Origin of the sequence: Bradyrhizobium sp. SZCCHNRI1009 (genome assembly GCF_032487575.1) — a bacterium.
Taxonomy (GTDB): domain Bacteria; phylum Pseudomonadota; class Alphaproteobacteria; order Rhizobiales; family Xanthobacteraceae; genus Bradyrhizobium.
The window spans coordinates 620,861-638,329 of sequence record NZ_JAUEUL010000001.1 but is presented as its reverse complement, the minus strand read 5'-3'; the positions used below and the strand labels follow the sequence as shown (position 1 = coordinate 638,329).

At 66.5% G+C, this 17,469-nt stretch carries 18 protein-coding genes; 6 read left to right on the top strand and 12 right to left on the bottom strand.

The features are described from left to right. Window positions 1-534: 534 nt before the first annotated feature. From hydA to QX010_RS02910, 5 genes are all read right to left on the bottom strand, one after another. Window positions 535-1,938 carry a dihydropyrimidinase gene (hydA, locus tag QX010_RS02930; protein WP_316177497.1) on the bottom strand — a complete coding sequence of 468 codons (1,404 nt, stop codon included), beginning with the start codon at window positions 1,936-1,938 and terminating at the stop codon, window positions 535-537. Window positions 1,939-1,957: 19 nt separating this feature from the next. Further along, window positions 1,958-2,686 (bottom strand): aspartate/glutamate racemase family protein, encoded by a 729-nt coding sequence (locus tag QX010_RS02925; RefSeq protein WP_316177496.1) that lies wholly within the window; start codon window positions 2,684-2,686, stop codon window positions 1,958-1,960. 340 nt (window positions 2,687-3,026) lie between these two features. Then, the gene (locus QX010_RS02920) at window positions 3,027-3,797 is read right to left on the bottom strand and encodes an ABC transporter ATP-binding protein (RefSeq protein ID WP_316177494.1); all 771 of its coding nucleotides are present in this window, start codon (window positions 3,795-3,797) and stop codon (window positions 3,027-3,029) included. A 2-nt stretch (window positions 3,798-3,799) separates the two neighbouring features. Next, window positions 3,800-4,609, bottom strand: a complete 810-nt coding sequence (locus QX010_RS02915) for an ABC transporter permease (protein ID WP_316177492.1) — start codon at window positions 4,607-4,609, stop codon at window positions 3,800-3,802. 1 nt (window position 4,610) lies between these two features. Continuing rightward, window positions 4,611-5,612 (bottom strand): ABC transporter substrate-binding protein, encoded by a 1,002-nt coding sequence (locus QX010_RS02910; RefSeq protein WP_316177666.1) that lies wholly within the window; start codon window positions 5,610-5,612, stop codon window positions 4,611-4,613. Window positions 5,613-5,816: 204 nt separating this feature from the next. Here QX010_RS02910 and QX010_RS02905 point away from each other — a divergent pair, with 204 nt between their 5' ends. From QX010_RS02905 to QX010_RS02880, 6 genes are all read left to right on the top strand, one after another. Then, window positions 5,817-6,572 carry a GntR family transcriptional regulator gene (locus QX010_RS02905; protein WP_316177490.1) on the top strand — a complete coding sequence of 252 codons (756 nt, stop codon included), beginning with the start codon at window positions 5,817-5,819 and terminating at the stop codon, window positions 6,570-6,572. A gap of 69 nt (window positions 6,573-6,641) precedes the next feature. Further along, a complete protein-coding gene (locus QX010_RS02900) occupies window positions 6,642-7,046 on the top strand; it encodes a DUF350 domain-containing protein (RefSeq protein WP_316169364.1) in 405 nt (134 codons plus the stop codon). A gap of 2 nt (window positions 7,047-7,048) precedes the next feature. Next, window positions 7,049-7,435, top strand: a complete 387-nt coding sequence (locus QX010_RS02895; RefSeq protein ID WP_316177489.1) for a hypothetical protein — start codon at window positions 7,049-7,051, stop codon at window positions 7,433-7,435. A 354-nt stretch (window positions 7,436-7,789) separates the two neighbouring features. Beyond that, window positions 7,790-8,953, top strand: a complete 1,164-nt coding sequence (locus QX010_RS02890; RefSeq protein WP_316177487.1) for a glutathionylspermidine synthase family protein — start codon at window positions 7,790-7,792, stop codon at window positions 8,951-8,953. A 108-nt stretch (window positions 8,954-9,061) separates the two neighbouring features. Further along, window positions 9,062-9,454, top strand: a complete 393-nt coding sequence (locus tag QX010_RS02885; RefSeq protein WP_315803222.1) for a hypothetical protein — start codon at window positions 9,062-9,064, stop codon at window positions 9,452-9,454. A 36-nt stretch (window positions 9,455-9,490) separates the two neighbouring features. Then, window positions 9,491-10,624, top strand: coding sequence for a DUF2252 family protein (locus QX010_RS02880; RefSeq protein ID WP_316177484.1), 1,134 nt, complete (start codon window positions 9,491-9,493; stop codon window positions 10,622-10,624). Between the two features lie 31 nt (window positions 10,625-10,655). Here QX010_RS02880 and QX010_RS02875 read toward each other — a convergent pair whose 3' ends face one another. The 7 genes from QX010_RS02875 to QX010_RS02845 form a co-directional block, all read right to left on the bottom strand. After that, window positions 10,656-12,143 carry an HWE histidine kinase domain-containing protein gene (locus tag QX010_RS02875; protein WP_316177482.1) on the bottom strand — a complete coding sequence of 496 codons (1,488 nt, stop codon included), beginning with the start codon at window positions 12,141-12,143 and terminating at the stop codon, window positions 10,656-10,658. A gap of 11 nt (window positions 12,144-12,154) precedes the next feature. Then, window positions 12,155-12,451, bottom strand: a complete 297-nt coding sequence (locus QX010_RS02870; protein ID WP_012046401.1) for a circadian clock KaiB family protein — start codon at window positions 12,449-12,451, stop codon at window positions 12,155-12,157. Continuing rightward, complete coding sequence (gene kaiC, locus QX010_RS02865) at window positions 12,448-14,202, bottom strand: circadian clock protein KaiC (protein WP_316177480.1); 1,755 nt, start codon at window positions 14,200-14,202, stop codon at window positions 12,448-12,450. The genes QX010_RS02870 and kaiC overlap by 4 nt, the downstream gene beginning before the upstream one ends. Window positions 14,203-14,422: 220 nt before the next feature. Continuing rightward, window positions 14,423-15,292, bottom strand: a complete 870-nt coding sequence (locus tag QX010_RS02860; protein WP_316177478.1) for a protein-glutamate O-methyltransferase CheR — start codon at window positions 15,290-15,292, stop codon at window positions 14,423-14,425. Continuing rightward, window positions 15,289-16,479, bottom strand: coding sequence for a chemotaxis response regulator protein-glutamate methylesterase (locus QX010_RS02855; protein WP_316177476.1), 1,191 nt, complete (start codon window positions 16,477-16,479; stop codon window positions 15,289-15,291). The genes QX010_RS02860 and QX010_RS02855 overlap by 4 nt, the downstream gene beginning before the upstream one ends. Window positions 16,480-16,553: 74 nt before the next feature. Then, window positions 16,554-16,919 carry a PleD family two-component system response regulator gene (locus QX010_RS02850; RefSeq protein WP_006613312.1) on the bottom strand — a complete coding sequence of 122 codons (366 nt, stop codon included), beginning with the start codon at window positions 16,917-16,919 and terminating at the stop codon, window positions 16,554-16,556. A gap of 68 nt (window positions 16,920-16,987) precedes the next feature. Further along, complete coding sequence (locus QX010_RS02845; protein ID WP_315714012.1) at window positions 16,988-17,458, bottom strand: chemotaxis protein CheW; 471 nt, start codon at window positions 17,456-17,458, stop codon at window positions 16,988-16,990. Window positions 17,459-17,469 lie beyond the last annotated feature (11 nt).

The window sequence follows — 17,469 nt, the reverse complement described above, 5'->3', positions numbered from 1 at the left end:
CATCCTTCGAGACGCCCGCCTTCGGCGGGCTCCTCAGGATGAGGGCCTTTCTCCGCCGCAAAGCTGCCGATCCTCATGGTGAGGAGCGTCGCTCTTGCGACGCGTCTCGAACCATGAGGCCACGAAAGGTCTGCCCGGGAAAACCATATGCGATCGCCCTGCCCTTGCGGGGAGGGGTTGGGGGTAGGGATCCGCCAGCGCTGAAGGTCGTGGGACGCGCTGATGGATCCGGGTGTTCATGTGGAATGCTGATGGCGCTTGCACGACACGTGCTCTCACCGAGAGAGCGGAATGCGCGGACCCCCACCCCCGACCCCTCGCCGCAAGGGGGAGGGGGGCGCACCGACGCTGCCGCGAGAGTTTGGCGCCAGACGGCGATGAGTTGGGCGCGATCCATCCTCGCGTCATTGCGAGGAGCGAAGCGACGAAGCAATCCAGGGCTACGCCCGCGACAGTGGATTGCTTCCGCCTTCGCTCTGCGAGCTACGGCCCACAAATCGCTTCGCTCGCGACGACGCGAGGATCGAGCGTGCGTTAGGCCACGGCGCCGGGCTTGCCGCGGCTGACGTAGCGGCCGTCGCCCTTGGCGCCGACCAACTCGCCGTCGCGCACAACGAACTTGCCGCGCAGCATGGTCGCGACCGGCCAGCCGGTGATCTCGATGCCTTCATACGGCGTGTAGTCGGAGCCGTGGTGCAAACCAGCCTGGCTGATGGTCGCCGTCTTTTTCGGGTCCCACAGTGCGATGTCGGCGTCGTAGCCGATGGCGATGGAGCCCTTGCCTTTCAGGCCGTAGGTCTTGGCGTGGTTGGTGGCGGTGAAGGCGACGAACTGGTTCAGGGTGATGCGGCCCTTGCTGACGCCTTCGGAGAACAGGATCGGCAGCCGGGTCTCGACGCCGGGGATGCCATTCGGCACCCAGCGGAAGCTGGTGCGGCCCTTGGGCGTCAGCTTGCCGGCCTCGTCGTCGTAGCGGAACGGGCAGTGATCTGACGAGAACAGCGAGAACACGCCGGTCTGCAATCCTTCCCAGCACGCCTGCTGGCTGGCGTGATCGCGCGGCGGCGGCGAGCAGACATATTTGGCGCCTTCCATGTTGAGGCCCTGCATGTCCTCCTCGGTCAGCACCAGATATTGCGGGCAGGTCTCGCCGTGGATCTTCAGGCCGCGCGCCTGCGCGCGACGAATCTCCTCCATCGCCTCGCGGTTGGAGACGTGGACGATGACGATGGGAACGTCGATCAGCTCGGCCAGCGAGATCGCGCGATGGGTCGCCTCGCGCTCGACCGGAATTGGCCGCGACTTGCCGTGATAGTATGGCGCGACCTTGCCGGCGCGCTCCAGCCGGTCGGTGAGGAAGCGGATGGCGTCGTAGTTCTCGGCGTGGATCTGCACCAGGGCGCCCTGCTCGCGCGCGACCTGCAGCACGCCGAGGATCTCGTAGTCGTTCAGTGCGAGACCCTCATAGGTCATGAAGATCTTCAGCGACGAATAGCCGTCGGCGACCAGCGCCGGCAGCTCCTGGCCGAGCACGGCGTCGGTGGGGTCGGCGATGATGAGGTGGAAGGAGTGGTCGACGTAGCAGGCCTGCTCGGCCAGGGCGTGATAGTCCTTCAGCGCCGCGCGCAGCGGCTGGCCCTTCTCCTGCAGGCAATAGGGCATCACGAAGGTGTTGCCGCCGAACGCCGCGGCGCGCGTCGCGCTTTCGAAATCGTCGGCCATGACGATGCCGGGGCCTGACGGCTGGCTGATATGCACGTGGCTGTCGATGCCGCCGGGCAGCACCAGCAGGCCCGTGGCGTCGACGATCTCATCGGCATCGGTGATGGCCTCGCCGATCGCGGCGATGCGGCCCTGCCGGATGGCGACGTCGGCCTGATACGTGTCGCTCGCGGTGGCGACGGTGCCGTTGCGGATGACGGTGTCGAATGCAGCCATGTGACGCGATCTCCCAATCTCAGGCGAATCTCTGAAACAGCGATCCCCACCCGCTAACGCCGCGGGGATCCGTACCCGCCAATTTCAGCGACTTCCATACCACGGTGGCGATGGTGTCGAGGATCGGAATGCCGGTCTCCAGCTCGAGCCGCGCCGCCAGCGGCGCGGCGCGCATGTTGGTGCAGACCACCGCGATGGCATCCGGCTTCTCGCGCGCCACCTCGCGGATCATGGTCTCGATCTCCGCGGGCGTCACCTCGGCGAAGGAGAAATTGTCCTGCAAATTGAGGTGCCGGTCGCCGCGGCAGGCAATGCCGAGCTTTGCATAATTGGCGATGATGCGCGCCTGCACGTCGTCGCGATAGGGGGTGACGAGGCCGAGCGACGTGGCGTTCGATGACGCCAGGATCTCGTTCAGCGCCAGCATCGAGGTGGTCGCGGGAATGCCGGTCGCGGCCGTGATCTGCTCGCACAGGCGGACGTCGGTCTCGAAGCCGAGCCAGCCCGAGGAGGTGCCGTTCCAGCCGATGACGTCGACCTTGGCATGGGCGAGCAGCTCGGCGGCACGCAGGATGTTGCTGATGTCGAACTGCGCCAGCGCGTCGGTGGACAGCGCAATCTCGGTGACCTTGAAGCGGGAGAAATGCGCCGAGACGTTGGGCAGGCTCGCGACCATCGCCGAGGTGATCGGCTCCAGCGCGGTGTTCGACGACGGCGTCAGCATGCCGAGAAGCGTGCGTTTGGTCATGGGTGAGTGAATCCCTTTGCCATAGCCAACTCCGGCCCATCGGGAAATACTTGAACAGCAGAAGCGGGCGATCCGCCGGTGACTATGCCCTCTCCCCTTGTGGGAGAGGGCATGCACGAACGTGCAGCGGCCTCGCTCGGGTGAGGGGTCTGCCTCGACAGATGAGACCGCGGAGAGAGACCCCTCACCCGGTTTCTCACTTCGTGAGAAACCACCCTCTCCCACAAGGGGAGAGGGTGCACCGCCCGTGCCGCGACAGCACGCGTCATCGGTGATGCGGCGGTTCGGCGCCACTGTGAGAGTAGGTTCAGAATCTCCGCACCATGGAGACAGGCGCCAATCATGCCAGCGCCCTCTCCCGCTCCCCACGCAGCAACGCGAGAATATGCCGCTTGAGCGCGTTGAATTGCGGGCTGGTGATATCCCGCGGCCGCGGCAGATCGATCGGGATGATCTCGACGATGCGCCCGGGGCGGGCGCTCATCACCGCCACATGGGTGCCCAAGGTCAGCGCCTCGTCGATGCCATGGGTGACGAACACGATCGTGCCCTGGTGCTGCTGCCAGATCCGCACCAGCTCGGTCTGCATGTCCATGCGGGTCTGCTCGTCGAGCGCACCGAACGGCTCGTCCATCAGGATGACCTGCGGGTTCATCAGCAGCGCCCGCGCGATGCCGACACGCTGGTTCATGCCGCCCGACAGCTCGGACGGATAGTGGTTCTCGAAGCCGGTGAGCCCGACCATGTCGATATAGACCTGCGCGCGGGCGCGGCGCTCGGCCTTCTGGCCGCCGCCGAGCAGGAGGTGAAAGGCGACGTTCTCCCACACCGGCAGCCACGGCATCAGATTGGCATGCTGGAACACGACGCCACGGTCGGCACCGGGCGCGGTGACGGGTCGGCCGTCGACCTCGACGCTGCCCGCGCTCGGGTGCTCGAATCCGGCGATCATGTTGAGCAATGTCGACTTGCCGCAGCCGGAGGGCCCGAGCAGGCAGACGAGCTCGTTGCGGGCGATGGACAGATTGATCTGGCTAAGCGCGGTGACGTCGGCGTTGCGCTTCCTGTCGGTGAAGATCTTGGAGACGCCGGAGATCTCGATCGTGGCCATCATTACTCTCCGCCGCGAAGCGTGGTGTTGCGCTGCCAATGCAGCACCCGCGCCATCACGGTGCGGATGGCGAGATCGCTGCAGAAGCCGAGCAGGCCGATGCTCGCCATCGCCGCCAGCACCAGATCGTAGCGCAGGAAGTAGTAGCTGTCCCACAGCACGTAGCCGAGCCCGCTCTTCACCGCGACCATTTCGGCGGTCACCGTCAGCATCCAGGCCGAGCCGATGCCAATGCGCAGACCTGCAAAGATGCTCGGCATGGCCGCTGGGACCACGATGTAGCGCAGCAGCTTGCGCTCGCTGCCGCCGACCATGGCGCCGGCGCGGATGAGGTTGCGGTCGCAGGTCTTCACGCCGTGGATGGTGTTGAGCAGGATCGGAAAGAACGCGCCGAGGAACACCAGGAAGATCGCCGGCTTGTTGGCGATGCCGAACCAGATGATGGCGAGCGGGATCCACGACACCGGCGGGATCGGCCGGAGCATCTGCAAGGTCGGCTCAATGATGAGCTCGGTCTTGCGCGACCAGCCGATGGCGACGCCGAGCGCGACGCCGAGCACCGTGGCGATGGCGAAGCCGGCGGCGACGCGCGACAGGCTGGCCAGCATGTCGGCCAGCCAGTGCGCGCTGTAGGTCTGGGTGTTGCCGTCGGTGCCGACCAGCCAGTCCGCCCACGCCCACACCACCGTCGACGGCGCCGGCAGCAAGGCTGCCGGCAGCGCCCCCGAGCGCGAGAACGCCTCCCAGCCGGCGAGCACCAGCACGGGAACGATGGCGCGGTCGAGCTTCCTGAGCTGGGCGAGCGCCGTCATCTCAGTAGCCGAGCTCGGTCTTCGGCTTGCCGGTGGCCGCTTCCAGGAAGCGGTAGTCGAGATTCTTCTCGACGGCGGCCGTGACGTCCGAGTTGATGTATTTCAGGTCGCGCATCATCGATGCGATCGCGAGCGCCGAGGCGCGGTACATCTTCGGATCGGGATCGAGGTTTTCGACCGCGCCGGTGGCGATCGCCTTGTCGAGGCCGGTGACCTTGGAGATCACCTCGATCAGCGCCGGCTTGTCGGCGGCGATGTGCGCGTCGACCTTGACCACCGCGCGCACCACGCCTTCGAGCGCCTTCGGATTGGAGGCGATGACGTCGGAGCGGGTCAGGATCAAATTAGTCAGCTTGCCGGCGGCCTGATCATAGGGGAAGCCGAAGAACTTCGCCGCCTTGGCCTGCATGATCTGGGTGGCGAACGGCTCGACGGTGCAGATCAGCTCGACCTCGCCGCGGCGCAGCGCCTGCAGATGATCGGACGGATTGGGGATGTTGACGAACTGCACGTCCTTGTTGATGTCGATGCCCTGCTTGGCGAAGGCGCCGCGCATGTGGATGTCCTGCGCATTGCCGCGCGAGGCGGCGACGCGGAACGGCTTGCCGTCGGCCTTGTACTTGGCGATCAGCGCCTTCAAGGCGCTCCAGTCGCCCTGCGGAATCTCGATGTCGTTGGCGAGCAGCATCGCCGAGCCGCCATTGACCTGGCCGGAGATGGCGACGACGTCGAAGCCTTTGTCGAGCGCGATGGCGTAGTGCAGATAGGTCACCTGCGCGACGTCGATATTCTTCGACACCAGGGCGGTCAGCGCGTCCGTGCCGGTGTTGAAGCTGACGGCATCGATCGCGACGCCCTCCGCGAATTGCGGCGTCAGCGACATCGGCGTGCAATGCGCGCATTTGGCGTAGCCGAGTTTGATCTTGGGGGCGTCGTCGGCGAAGCTGAGCGAGGGCAGCGCCAACAGGGCAAGAATGAGCAGCACGAAACGTTTCACATCCATCTCCAGGGCAGGTCGATCCACGGGCTTGTCTCTCATGGCTTGGGCTCTCATCAGCAAGCGACGTGCCAACTGGATGCGATATGCAATGTTGATTTTATGCAATAAAATCAGTATGTAATGACACTCCAATTTTGAAGAACCTGCCTGATCCGCGGGCGCATCGCCCGAATTTCAGGCATCTCGCAGCGGAGCAGCCGCGCCCCCATGACCCCACCGGCACCCCGGCCCAGACTGAAGACGCGCTTCAAGCCGGCCCGGCTGAAGCTGTCGTCCGACCACTCCAAGCGGCCGCTCGAGCGGCTGTCGCTGCACGATCAGGTCGTCGCCAGGGTGCGCGAGATGATCGTGGACGGCGAGCTCGCCGCCGGCGCTGCCTTGCCCGAGCGCATGCTGTGCGAGACCTTCGGCGTGTCGCGCACGCCGCTGCGCGAGGCCTTCAAGATCCTCGCCGCCGAAGGCCTCATCGAGCTGCGGCCGCATCGCACGCCCGTGGTGACGCCGATCAACGCAAACGAGATTGCCGAGATCTTCGACGTGATGGTGTCGCTCGATGCCGCCGCGGGCCGCGCCGCGGCCGCGCGTGCGACGGCGGACGACCTTGCCAGGCTCGACGCCCTACATGCCGAGCTGGTGGCGCTGCATCGTGCCGCCGAGCGCGCCGCCTATTTCCGGCTCAACCAGCAGATCCATGCCGAGATCACCAGGCTCGCCGGCAACGCCGTGCTGCTCAACATGTGGAGCACGCTGCACGCGAGCGTCTTCCGCGCCCGCGCCGTGGCCAATTACGATGCGCGGCGCTGGGACGAGTCGATCCGGGAGCACGAGGCCTTCATGGCGTTGCTGCGGGCACGAGACGGCGCCGGCTTCGCGCAGGCGCTCTCCGAGCACACCCGCAAGACCGGGGATTCGGTGCTGCAGATGCTGGACCAGGCCAGGCAGGACCAGGCGAAGGGCGGATAGACTTTGTTCACGTCGAACCGGGCATGCTGGCATCGCGACAGATGAGAGCTCCTCACGCCTGGCCCGATCATGATCCTGCAATCGCTCGCCGGCCTGCCGGCCTTTCTGGTGTACTTCTGTACCGCGCTGGCCGCGGTGACGGCCTACCTGTTCGTCTACACCCGCGTCACGCCCTACAATGAATTCCAGCTGATCCGGGACAATCACCCCTCGGCCGCGATCGCGCTCGGCCTCAGCCTGCTCGGCTTCACCCTGCCGCTGGTCAGCGCCATCGCCCATTCCGCCAACGTGCTGGACTGCCTGATCTGGGCGCTGGTCGCGCTGATCGTCCAGGTGATCGTCTACTACCTCGTCCGCATTCCGGTGCCGGATCTCGCCCAGCGCATCGTCGCCGGCGAGCTGGCTTCGGCGATCTGGCTCGGTCTCGCATCGCTTTCCGCCGGCGCGCTGAACGCCGCCTCGATGATCATCTGACCATGGCCGAGAAACGCCGCGAATTCGGCAAGCGCCGGCCGATGCCGCCCCCGCCCGCGACGCCGCCGGTGAAGCGCTCCGGCCATGTTGCGCTGCTCTTGATGGGCACGCTCGCCGTCGGCAGCACGGCCTATGCGCTGATGCCGCGGCAGCAGAGCTGCCCGCAGCCAGGCGCCGAGACGCCGACGATGGCCGGCCAGCCGCAGACCGGCGAATGCACGACACGCCGCTCGAGCAGCGGCGGCAGCGGCTCCGGCCGCTGGGGATTCTCCAGCAGCGACGGTGATTCCAGAAGCAGCGGCTCGGGCCATGTCGCCGAGGCCTCCTCCACCCATGTCTCGCGCGGCGGCTTCGGCTCGTTCGGGCACGGCCTCGGAGGCGGCGGCTGATTTTCGTCGCGCCGGCGCCGTGAAAACACCGCGTTCATGCTGCTATCTTGGATTCGGATCTTTGACACAGACTCAAAATCATAAAAAACTGGCCTACCGACTCATCGGAAATGATCCGATGCAACGTCCGCACCGGGTGGTGCGGGCGACGATCAGGGCCGCGGTGACCGCCGCCGCCTTGCATCATCTTGCTGGCAAGCGATCGCGTGGTCACCGGCGCGGGACGGCGCCGGGACCGCGCGGGCGTGATCATGGCCGCATCATCGATGGCGGCCGCGGCCGTGCTGCGCCCTGCTGCAACGGACACGGCATATTCCCTGTTGCCTTGTTCGCTGTTGCATTGGGCTGACGCCGATGCAGCGCATCCCCTGTCCCGAGCGTGACGACTGGCGCGAGACCGCGGCACGATGCGGATTCGACTTCTACGAACTCGACGGCGAGCGCTATTGGGACGAGCGCGCCTACTACGCATTCACGATCGCCGAGATCGAGCTCGGCATCGAGGAGCCGACGGCCGAGCTCGAGCAGATGTGCCTCGCGCTGGTCGCGCGCGTCGTCGGCGACGAGGCGCTGCTGCGCCGGCTGAAGATCCCGCAAGCGGTCTGGCCGCTGCTGGCGGAGAGCTGGCGCCGGAGGGACGGCAGCCTCTATGGGCGGTTCGACCTCAGCTATCAGGGCGGCCGTACGCCGGCGAAGCTGCTCGAATACAATGCCGACACGCCGACCTCGATCTTCGAGGCCGCGGTCTTCCAATGGACCTGGCTCGAGCAGGCGATCGAGCGCCGCATCCTGCCGGGGCGCGCGGACCAGTACAACTCGATCCATGAGCGCCTGATCGAGCGCTGGCGCGCCCTCGGCAAGCGGCGCCGCGTGCATCTGGCCGGGCTGACCGCCAACGCCGAGGACGCCACGACCCTGGCCTATCTGGCCGACACGGCAGCCCAAGGAGGCCTGACGACAACCATCCTTGACGTCGCCGACATCGGCTGGCGCGACACCGGCGGCGGCTTCGTCGATCTCGAGGACGGCGACATCGCGCTCGCCTTCAAGCTGTATCCCTGGGAATGGATGTTTCGCGATGCGTTCGGCGCCAAGCTCGCGCAGGCACCGACGCAATGGATCGAACCGCCATGGAAGGCCATCCTGTCCAACAAGGGCATCCTGCCGCTGCTCTGGCAGATGCACGAAGGCCATCCCAACCTGCTGCCGGCCTATTTCGAGGGAGATCCGAAGGCCGCCAGCCTCGGCCCGAGCTTCGTGCGCAAGCCGATCTATTCGCGCGAGGGCGCCAATGTCAGCCTGGTGTCCGACGGCGTCGCCGTCTCGGCGCAGGACGGGCCCTACGGCGCCGAAGGCTTCATCCGCCAGGCGCTGGCGCCGCTGCCGGATTTCGGCGGCGTGTTCCCGGTGATCGGCAGCTGGCTCGTCGACCATCAGCCCTGCGGCCTGTCGATCCGCGAGGACACGAGCCCGATCACCGGCAACCGCTCGCGCTTTTTGCCCCACGCCATCCTGTAGGATATTAACGACAGCCGGCGAAAACGCCTCGACACGCCGGTCGAGAGCATTAGATAGGACCGAGGGCGAATTCCCTGCGCGATTGGGCGCGCATGGCCGGGACGAGGCATGGCGACGGACAAGACCGAACTCGAAGGCTTGCGCATCCTGGTCGCCGAGGACGAGGGCCTGATCGCGCTCGAGCTGGAAACGGTGTTGCAGGGGTTCGGCTGCGAGGTGGTCGGTCCCGTCTCGCGCGTCGGCGACGTGCTGCGCGAGGCCGAGCGCGGCGGCCTGGACGGCGCGCTGCTCGACGTCAACCTGCGCGGCGAGCAGATCTTCGCCGTGCTGCCGCAGCTGATCGCGCGCGAGCTCAGGATCGTCATCACCTCCGGCTATGACGACGCGACGCTGTTTCCGCCGGAGTTCCGCGGCCTGGCCCGGCTCGCCAAGCCGTTCGACGAGCGCGCGCTGCGCGCGATGTGCGAGGCCACGTTCGTTCGCCGTCAACGCAACTCATAACGCTTCGCTCACGCCCCGTGCATCGGGAGGCATCGCGTGTCCATCATCGAGGATACCATGGCCTACGAGGCCTGGCTTCGCAGCCAATGCAAGGTGATCGAGGACGACCTCCTCACCAAGCACCGGCGCATGCGAAAGTCGCCGTTCGCCCTGCTGCGCGCCAGCTACTATCGCTGGGCGCGGCGCATCGAGGAGATCTGCCCGGAGCTGGCCGAGGCTCCGGTCGCGCTGTGCGTCGGCGACATCCATCTGGAGAATTTCGGCACGTGGCGCGACGCCGACGGGCGCTGGGTGTGGGGTGTCAACGATTTCGACGAGGCCGCGAGGATGCCCTACGCCTTCGACCTGGTCCGGCTCACGACCAGCATCGAGCTCGCGCCCGACATGGCAATCGACAGCCGCGACGCCGCGGACGCGATTCTCCAAGGCTATCGCGACGGTCTCGAGAACCCGCGGCCGGCGCTGCTCGACGAGCACGAGATCTGGATCAGGCGCTACGTCAAATGCTCGGATGATTGCCGCCGCGCATTCTGGGAGGAGATCGACGGCCTCGCGGCCGCCGATGCGATTCCAGCCGCGGTGCGGAAGCTGCTCACCGCCAGCCTTCCGGAACAGGTGGAGACTGCAGCGTTCTTCCGCCGCTTCGCCGGCGGCGGCAGCCGCGGACGTCCGCGCTACGTCGTCGTCGCGACATGGCGCGGCGGCCGCATCGTCCGCGAGGCCAAGGCGCTGGTCCCTTCGGCCTGGACCTGGGCCAAGAACAGGACGGAGAACAGGACGAAGAGCGGGACGCAGCCGAAGCCGGCGCCGCCGCACAGATTCGTCGCGCTGTCGACCGGGACCTATCGCGCACCCGATCCATTCCTGCACGTTCACAGAACCAACGACGGGGACTACGTGGTCCGGCGCCTGTCTGCGGACTCGCGCAAGATCGATCTCGGCAAGGAGGCCGGTGCCGATCTCAAGCTCGAGCTCCTGCGCGGCATGGGCACCGACCTCGCCTCCATCCATGCCGCCGGCCGCCGCGCCGGCGCCGAGATCGCGGCGGACCTCGGGAAGCGCGGTTCCGGCTGGCTGCGTCGAGCTGCGCGCGCCGCGCGTGAGGCGACGGAAAGGGATCACGATGTATGGCGCCGCAAGGCGCCAGGCTCGATTCCGACCGCGCGCTGAGGCAGGGATCCGGACGCGACCGCTCAGGTCATCAGTCCGGCTGCACGGCCGATGCCGGCAGATGTTCGGGGGTCGTCTCCGCGGTCAGCGCAAAGGTCAGCGAGCAGCGAATTCCGGCGGGCTCGAAATCCAGCAGAGCTTCGCCATCGAGATCGAAGCGGACGACGCGGTCGATCAGCGTGGTGCCGAAGCCCCGCGCGCCGCCGCCTTCGATCAGCGGTCCGCCGCGCTCCAGCCAGACCAGCTCGAGCCGGCGGCGATCGTCGCGCAGGCGCCAGGAGATCGTGACCTGGCCGTGGGGGGCGGACAACGCGCCATATTTGGAGGCATTGGTCGCCAGCTCGTGCAGCACCATCGAGAGCGGCAGCACGAGCCGTGCCTCCAGCAGAACCGGCTGGCCGTCGATGGCGATCCGCCCTTCGCCGATGCCGTAGGGCGCCAGCACGGTCGTGAGCAGCTCGTTCAGCCCGATGCCGATCCAGCGGGTCTGCGTCAGGATGTCATGCGCGATCGAGACCGCCTGGATGCGCCCGGAGAACGCCTTGTTGAAGGCCGGCAGCGACGGTGAGGTCCGCAAGGTCTGCCCCGCCACCGACTGCACGATCGCCAGGATGTTCTTCACCCGGTGGTTGAGCTCGGCGACCAGCACGGTCTGCTGCTCTTCCGCGCGCTTGCGTTCGGTGATGTCGGTGAGGGTGACGATCGAGCCGACCGTCTCCTTGAGATCGTTCACCAGGGGCCCGCCCGACAGCAGGAACGACCGTCCCGACGCCTGAGCATTGCGCAAGGCGACCTCGACGCCATGGAAGGGCTTGGTCGCCAGCGCCTGATCGAGACTCTCGCGCGAGAAGCGCGTCAACGTGCCTTGCTGGCTGGCGCTCTGCCCATCGAGCGGGAACGCCTCAGAAAACAACTGGCCGACCGGCGGCCGCTCGGCAAGCTGCTCGGCGACCCAGCTCGCATGGGTGATCCGGCCGTCGAGCGCCAGCACCACCACCGCATCGGTCGCCTGTTCCAGGATCGAGCGCGCGAAGCGCTCGGCATTGGCGACCTCCTCGGCGCGCCGTTGAATCGACATGTCGGTCAGCGTCACGAGCGTGGCGACGACGCCGCCCATCGCCATCTGGCGCATCCACACCGACACCGGCAGCTGGCCGCCGTCAGCGCGGCACAGTTGAGCATCGGTTGCCGCATCGTCGGCGCGCTGCTCGGGCACCGCTCCCGCAAACAGCGAGGCAAAGCTGCGTCCCACCAATTGCTGTACGCCGAGGCCGGTCAGCGCGCACAGCCTGGAATTGACATAGACGATGCAGCCGTCGGCATCGAGCGTCAGCGCGCCGTCGCTCATGCGCTCGACCAGCACATGATAGGGCGCGTCCGCGCCCTGCAGCATGATGACCTGGGGTCCGGTCGGGCCCTGCACCACCACGGCATCGACGTTGCCGCGATGAATGGCCTCGACCGTCTCTTCCGCCTCGTTACGCGGCCGTCCCGCCTGCATCGCGTCTGTTGATGCCACGCGTCCTCCGTTCAGCTCGGTGCGATGTCCAGACCAACCAGCACCTTCTCCGCATTGGAGAGATCGCCGATGATTCGCTTGAGGGGCTCGGGCAGTTGACGGATCAAGGTCGGGATTGCGACGATCTGGTCTCGTTGCGCGAGGGCCGGATCCTTCATCAGGTCGATCACCTCGATGGTGTAGCGCCCCGGCAGATGCGTCTCGCACAGCTTCTTGAGGTTGGCGAGCGCCGCCAGCGATTTCGGCGTCTGACCGGCGACATAGAGCCGGAGATTGTAGCCGTCCTGTTCCATCGGAGCCGCCGTCATTTGCTGGATGTCAGCGGGTTGGCTGGGGAGCTCGGACCAGGCCTGGACGAACGGCTCTCGATCTGCGCTAGGCGAGCGGCTGCGCGCTGATCCTCGCGGGCAGCGCCTTCCAGACTGATGAGCTCCATCTCGCTCTCCTCGTTGGCCAGCTGAGCCTTGAGCGTTTCGATCTGAGCCGCGAGGTCGCGGCGGCGACGTTCGATCTCGCGCGTGCGGCGTTCCGTATCCTGCGTGCGCAGCAGGCGCTCTACGCGATCTCGCGCCTCCTGCGCCACCCTGGCCGATCCCGTGAGCACGCCCTCCGGGCCGACATAGACCTCGCGCAGCGAGATGCCGTCGGCACTCATGAGGAATTCGCGGACCTGGTTGGAATGCGCCATGCCGCGCGACTTCAGCAGATAGAGCTGGCGGTTGTGCTCGCCGTTGCTCTCGCGATTGTAGAGCAGCAGCCAGGTGTCGGTGAGCGACGAGATCTGCATCTCGGTCGTCGCCGTCTCCGCGCTGCCGGCGCCGAGATTGGTGAACAGCGCCGTCACGCCGCGCGCCTTCAGGAAATCGATGAGGCGCAACGTCATCGAATGCACGTCGCCGGCGACGCCGGCGCCCATGAGCGCCGAGATGGGATCGACCACGACGGCGGCGGGATCGAACTCCTTGACCTCGCGATGCATCGCGGCGAGATGCGTTTCCAGGCCGTACAGATTGGGGCGCCGCGCCGAGAACCGCAGCAGGCCGCGATCGACCCATTGCTGCAAGTCGAGACCGACCGACTTCATGTTGCGGATGATCTGCTGCGGGGATTCCTCCAGCGCGAAATAGATGCAGCGTTGCCCGCTCTTGCAGATCGAATTGGCAAAGTGTGCCGACACCGTCGACTTGCCCGAGCCGGCCATGCCCGAGATCAGGATGCTCGACCCCTTGTAGTAGCCCTGGCCTTCGAGCATCTCGTCGAGATCGGCGATGCCGGTCGACACCCGATCGGTCCACGCATCATGCGCGAGGCCCGACGAGGTGATCGGCATCACCGTGATGCCTTCCTGGTCGATGATGAAGGGATATTCGTTGGTGCCATGCGCCGTGCCGCGATACTTCACGACGCGCAGCCGGCGGGTCGAGAGCTGATCGTGCACGCGGTTGTCGAGCAGGATGACGCAGTCGGCGACGTATTCCTCGAGGCCGTAGCGCGTCAGCGTACCGTCACCGCGCTCGCCGGTGATGATGGCGGTGACGCCCTTGCTCTTCAGCCATTCGAACAGCCGGCGCAACTCGGAGCGCAGCACCGCCTGGTTGTCGAGGCCGCCGAACAGGGTCTCGATCGTATCGATCACGACGCGCTTGGCGCCGATCGAATCGATCGCGAAGCCGATGCGGATGAACAGGCCGTCGAGATCGTAGTCGCCGGCCTCTTCGATCTCGTTGCGATCGAGATGAATGTGGTCGACCACGATCTTCTTCTGCTCGATCAGCCTGTCGATGTCGTAGCTGAGCGAGCCGACGTTCTTGATCAGGTCCTCGGGCTGCTCCTCGAACGCGATGAACACGCCCGGCTCGTCATAGGCGACTGCGCCATTATAGAGAAACGTCATCGCGAACAACGTCTTGCCGCAGCCGGCCGCGCCGCACAGCAGCGTCGGCCGCCCTTGCGGCAGGCCACCGAAGGTGACCTCGTCGAGGCCGTCGATCCCGGTCGGCGATTTGGCGATGACAGGGAGATCCCGCGTCACGATTCGAGGACGCACACTCGTTTTCATCCAATCCCCCGCCATCAATTCAACACGCATGAGCCCGCACCAAGGCGAGTAAACGCGTCGGGAACCTAAAAGTTCCATGGGGCCGGCGAGATTTGCTCCGAAAGGCGGCCTGCGGGCGCAGAAACGGCTGGCCGCCCGCGCGGGACGGACGCACGCGGGACGGAACGGCCGGCCGCCCGACCGGTCGAAGCACCCCGGTCATAGACGGTACTGGCCGGCCTCAGCGCGCCGCAACCACCTTGAGGCCGGGCAGCAGCGCCGCGCCGCCGCGCGGGCTGCGCACCGGATTGATCTGGTACAGACCCCGCCGCTCCTGGTTGGGCCGGAACGCGTCGGTGATGCCGACGACCGATTCGGCGGCTCCCAGCAACAGCGTGCCGTCCGGCTCCATCACCTTGGCCATCCGCTCGAAGATCGAGGCCTTGGTGTCCTGATCGAAATAGATCAGCACGTTGCGGCAGAAGATGATGTCGAACTTGCCGAGATGCGAGAAGTCCTGCAGCAGATTGAGCTGGCGATGCTGGACCATGCCGCGGATGTCGGCGCTGAGCTGCCAGAGCTCGCCGAGCTGCGTGAAATATTTCACCAGCAGCTGGATCGGCAATCCACGCTGCACCTCGAACTGGCTGTAGAGGCCGGCCTTCGATTTCTCCAGCACCTCCTGCGACAGGTCGGTGGCGATGATCTCGATGCGCCAGCCGGCCAGCGCCGCGCCATGCTCCCGCAGGCACATCGCGATCGAATACGGCTCCTGTCCGGTCGAGCAGGCGGCCGACCAGATGCGCAGGGAACGGCGATTGGCGCGCGACTGGATCAGCGCCGGCAGGATGCCCTCACGGAGATGATCGAACGGAATCTTGTCGCGAAAGAAGAACGTCTCGTTGGTGGTCATCGCCTCGACCACCTGCGTCGTGAGCTGCTCCGCGCCGCTCTTGATCTTCTGCACCAGCTCCGTGATGCCCGGCAGGTTGGAGCGGCGGGCCAGCGGCAGCAACCGGCTTTCGACCAGGTACTGCTTATCGGCCGACAGATCGAGGCCGGAGCGATCCTTCAGGACCTTACGCAAGAACTCATAGTCCAGGGGTGTCACGAACGGTCTCCAGCAAACAGACGAACCAGCTTCGGTCCAATCTGATTCAAGGGAAGGACGGCCGCGCAGATGCCGGCATTGGCGGCCGCGCCCGGCATGCCCCAGACCACGCTGGTCGCCTCGTCCTGCGCGATCACGCTGCCACCGGCGGCGACGATGTCCTTGCCGCCGCGCATGCCGTCGGATCCCATGCCGGTGAGGATCACGGCCAGGGTCGAGCCCTGCCAGACCTCGATCGCCGACATGAACAAGGGATCGACGGCGGGCTTGCAGAAATTGACCGGAGGACCGTTGTCGAGCGCGATCACCACATCGGCGCCATGACGCGCCACACGCATGTGGCGGCCGCCGGGGGCAAGGTAGATCTGACCCGGCTTCACCACTTCACCGTCGACGGCCTCGTGGGCCGGCCGGCGGCTCGAGCGCGCCAGATGCTCGGCGAGGATGGTGGTGAAGGTCGGCGGCATGTGCTGGGTGATCAGCACCGGAAAGCGATCGATCACGGGGCCGAGCTCGGTCACCAGCGACATCAGCGCCTGCGGGCCGCCGGTCGACGATCCGATCAGCAGCACCTTCGGCATCTGCGAGCTGAATGAGCGGCGCGCCAGCTGGGTCGGCACGGCGGGCGCCACGGGGGCGACCATCGGCCGCGCCGTGGGCGCAGGCCGGAGCCCCTGGACTTGCGGGACGATCGGCGAGGCGGCCGGCGCATGCGGAGCGGGAGCGGCGCGGCGCGCCTTGGCGCCGAGATTGCGGATCTTCTGAATCAGATCGTAGTGGAAATTGTCGGCCGCCGAGGCCTCGCGCGTGCTCTCGGGCTTCGGGATGTAGTCGGCCGCGCCGAGCGACAGCGCCTTGAAGCTGATCTCCGCGTTGCGGCGGGTCAGCGTCGACGCCATGATGACGGCGAGGTTCTTCTTCTTGGCAAGCAGCTTCGGCAGGGCGGCGATGCCGTCGAGCTCGGGCATCTCGATGTCGAGCACGGCGACGTCGGGATTGACGCGATCGATCTGGTTCACGGCTTCGAGGCCGGTGCGCAGCGACGCCGCCACGACCATGTCGGGCTCAGACGCGATCCAACGCGAGATCATGCCGCGGATGACCACGGAATCGTCCACGACCATCACCCGGAGAGGTTCCTGCCTGGTCGAACTTGGGATCGAAGAACTGGCCAACGCGACGCTCATAGTTCACCAACAGGACAGAGGCACGGGGTGACGGCAAGCCCGGATGACCACGGGACCGACGCACGCAACGGAGATCAGATCAGCCCGACTTCCTGAAACTTCGCGGTCACGATGTCCTTGTCGAAGGGCTTCATGATGTACTCGTTGGCCCCGGCGTGCAGCGCGCGCGCGATGTGCGCGACATCGTTCTCGGTCGTGCAGAACACCACCTTCGGCGCGTCGCCGCCCGGCATGCGTCGGAGGTTGCCGAGGAACTCGTAGCCGTCCATGACGGGCATGTTCCAGTCGAGCAGCACCGCATCCGGGAGGCCCCGCTTGCAGATCTCCAGCGCCTGCTCGCCGTCCTCCGCTTCTACGATCTGGAAATCCAGACCTTCCAGAATGCGTCGCGCCACCTTTCGAATGACGCTGGAATCGTCAACTACCAGACAAGTTCTCATTTCAGCCTCACGAGATCAGGGTCCAATGCAACGACGCCTGATGCGCCGCTGCCCTCACGTTGCAGTGTTCAGGCCGCCATCTTGTCGGCGGCGAGCTCGAGCACGCGATCGACGTCGAGAATGACCATCAGCTGGCCGTCGAGGCGGTGCACGCCGCCGGCAAGCTTCGCCATGCGCGGGTCGAGGTTGACGGGGTTCTCCTCCCGGCCTTCCTCGGGCAGCCGCAGCACCTCGCCGATCTGGTCGATCAGGAGACCATAGGACTCGCCGCGCAGATCGACGCCGACCGCCATCGGCGGCTTGCCGTCCTCGGCGCGGGCAAGGCCGAGCCGCGCCCGCATGTCGACGACGGTCACGATGCGGCCGCGCAGGTTCAGGACGCCTGCGATCTCCGCCGATGACAGCGGCACCCGCGTCACCCGCTCCGGCATGAACACGTCCTGGACCCGGGAGATCGGCAGGCCGAACAGCTGGCCGCCGATCATCGCGGTGACGTATTCGACGGCGGCGCCCTCGGTGGTTTCGATCTTGCTGCTCATCGCACGCTACT

Excerpts from the sequence above, each read along its gene's own strand:
- hydA (WP_316177497.1), bottom strand. The coding sequence starts at position 1,938 with ATGGCTGCATTCGACACCGTCATCCGCAACGGCACCGTCGCCACCGCG.
- QX010_RS02925 (WP_316177496.1), bottom strand. The coding sequence starts at position 2,686 with ATGACCAAACGCACGCTTCTCGGCATGCTGACGCCGTCGTCGAACACC.
- QX010_RS02920 (WP_316177494.1), bottom strand. The coding sequence starts at position 3,797 with ATGGCCACGATCGAGATCTCCGGCGTCTCCAAGATCTTCACCGACAGG.
- QX010_RS02915 (WP_316177492.1), bottom strand. The coding sequence starts at position 4,609 with ATGACGGCGCTCGCCCAGCTCAGGAAGCTCGACCGCGCCATCGTTCCC.
- QX010_RS02910 (WP_316177666.1), bottom strand. The coding sequence starts at position 5,612 with ATGGATGTGAAACGTTTCGTGCTGCTCATTCTTGCCCTGTTGGCGCTG.
- QX010_RS02905 (WP_316177490.1), top strand. The coding sequence starts at position 5,817 with ATGACCCCACCGGCACCCCGGCCCAGACTGAAGACGCGCTTCAAGCCG.
- QX010_RS02900 (WP_316169364.1), top strand. The coding sequence starts at position 6,642 with ATGATCCTGCAATCGCTCGCCGGCCTGCCGGCCTTTCTGGTGTACTTC.
- QX010_RS02895 (WP_316177489.1), top strand. The coding sequence starts at position 7,049 with ATGGCCGAGAAACGCCGCGAATTCGGCAAGCGCCGGCCGATGCCGCCC.
- QX010_RS02890 (WP_316177487.1), top strand. The coding sequence starts at position 7,790 with ATGCAGCGCATCCCCTGTCCCGAGCGTGACGACTGGCGCGAGACCGCG.
- QX010_RS02885 (WP_315803222.1), top strand. The coding sequence starts at position 9,062 with ATGGCGACGGACAAGACCGAACTCGAAGGCTTGCGCATCCTGGTCGCC.
- QX010_RS02870 (WP_012046401.1), bottom strand. The coding sequence starts at position 12,451 with ATGACGGCGGCTCCGATGGAACAGGACGGCTACAATCTCCGGCTCTAT.
- kaiC (WP_316177480.1), bottom strand. The coding sequence starts at position 14,202 with ATGAAAACGAGTGTGCGTCCTCGAATCGTGACGCGGGATCTCCCTGTC.
- QX010_RS02855 (WP_316177476.1), bottom strand. The coding sequence starts at position 16,479 with ATGAGCGTCGCGTTGGCCAGTTCTTCGATCCCAAGTTCGACCAGGCAG.
- QX010_RS02850 (WP_006613312.1), bottom strand. The coding sequence starts at position 16,919 with ATGAGAACTTGTCTGGTAGTTGACGATTCCAGCGTCATTCGAAAGGTG.
- QX010_RS02845 (WP_315714012.1), bottom strand. The coding sequence starts at position 17,458 with ATGAGCAGCAAGATCGAAACCACCGAGGGCGCCGCCGTCGAATACGTC.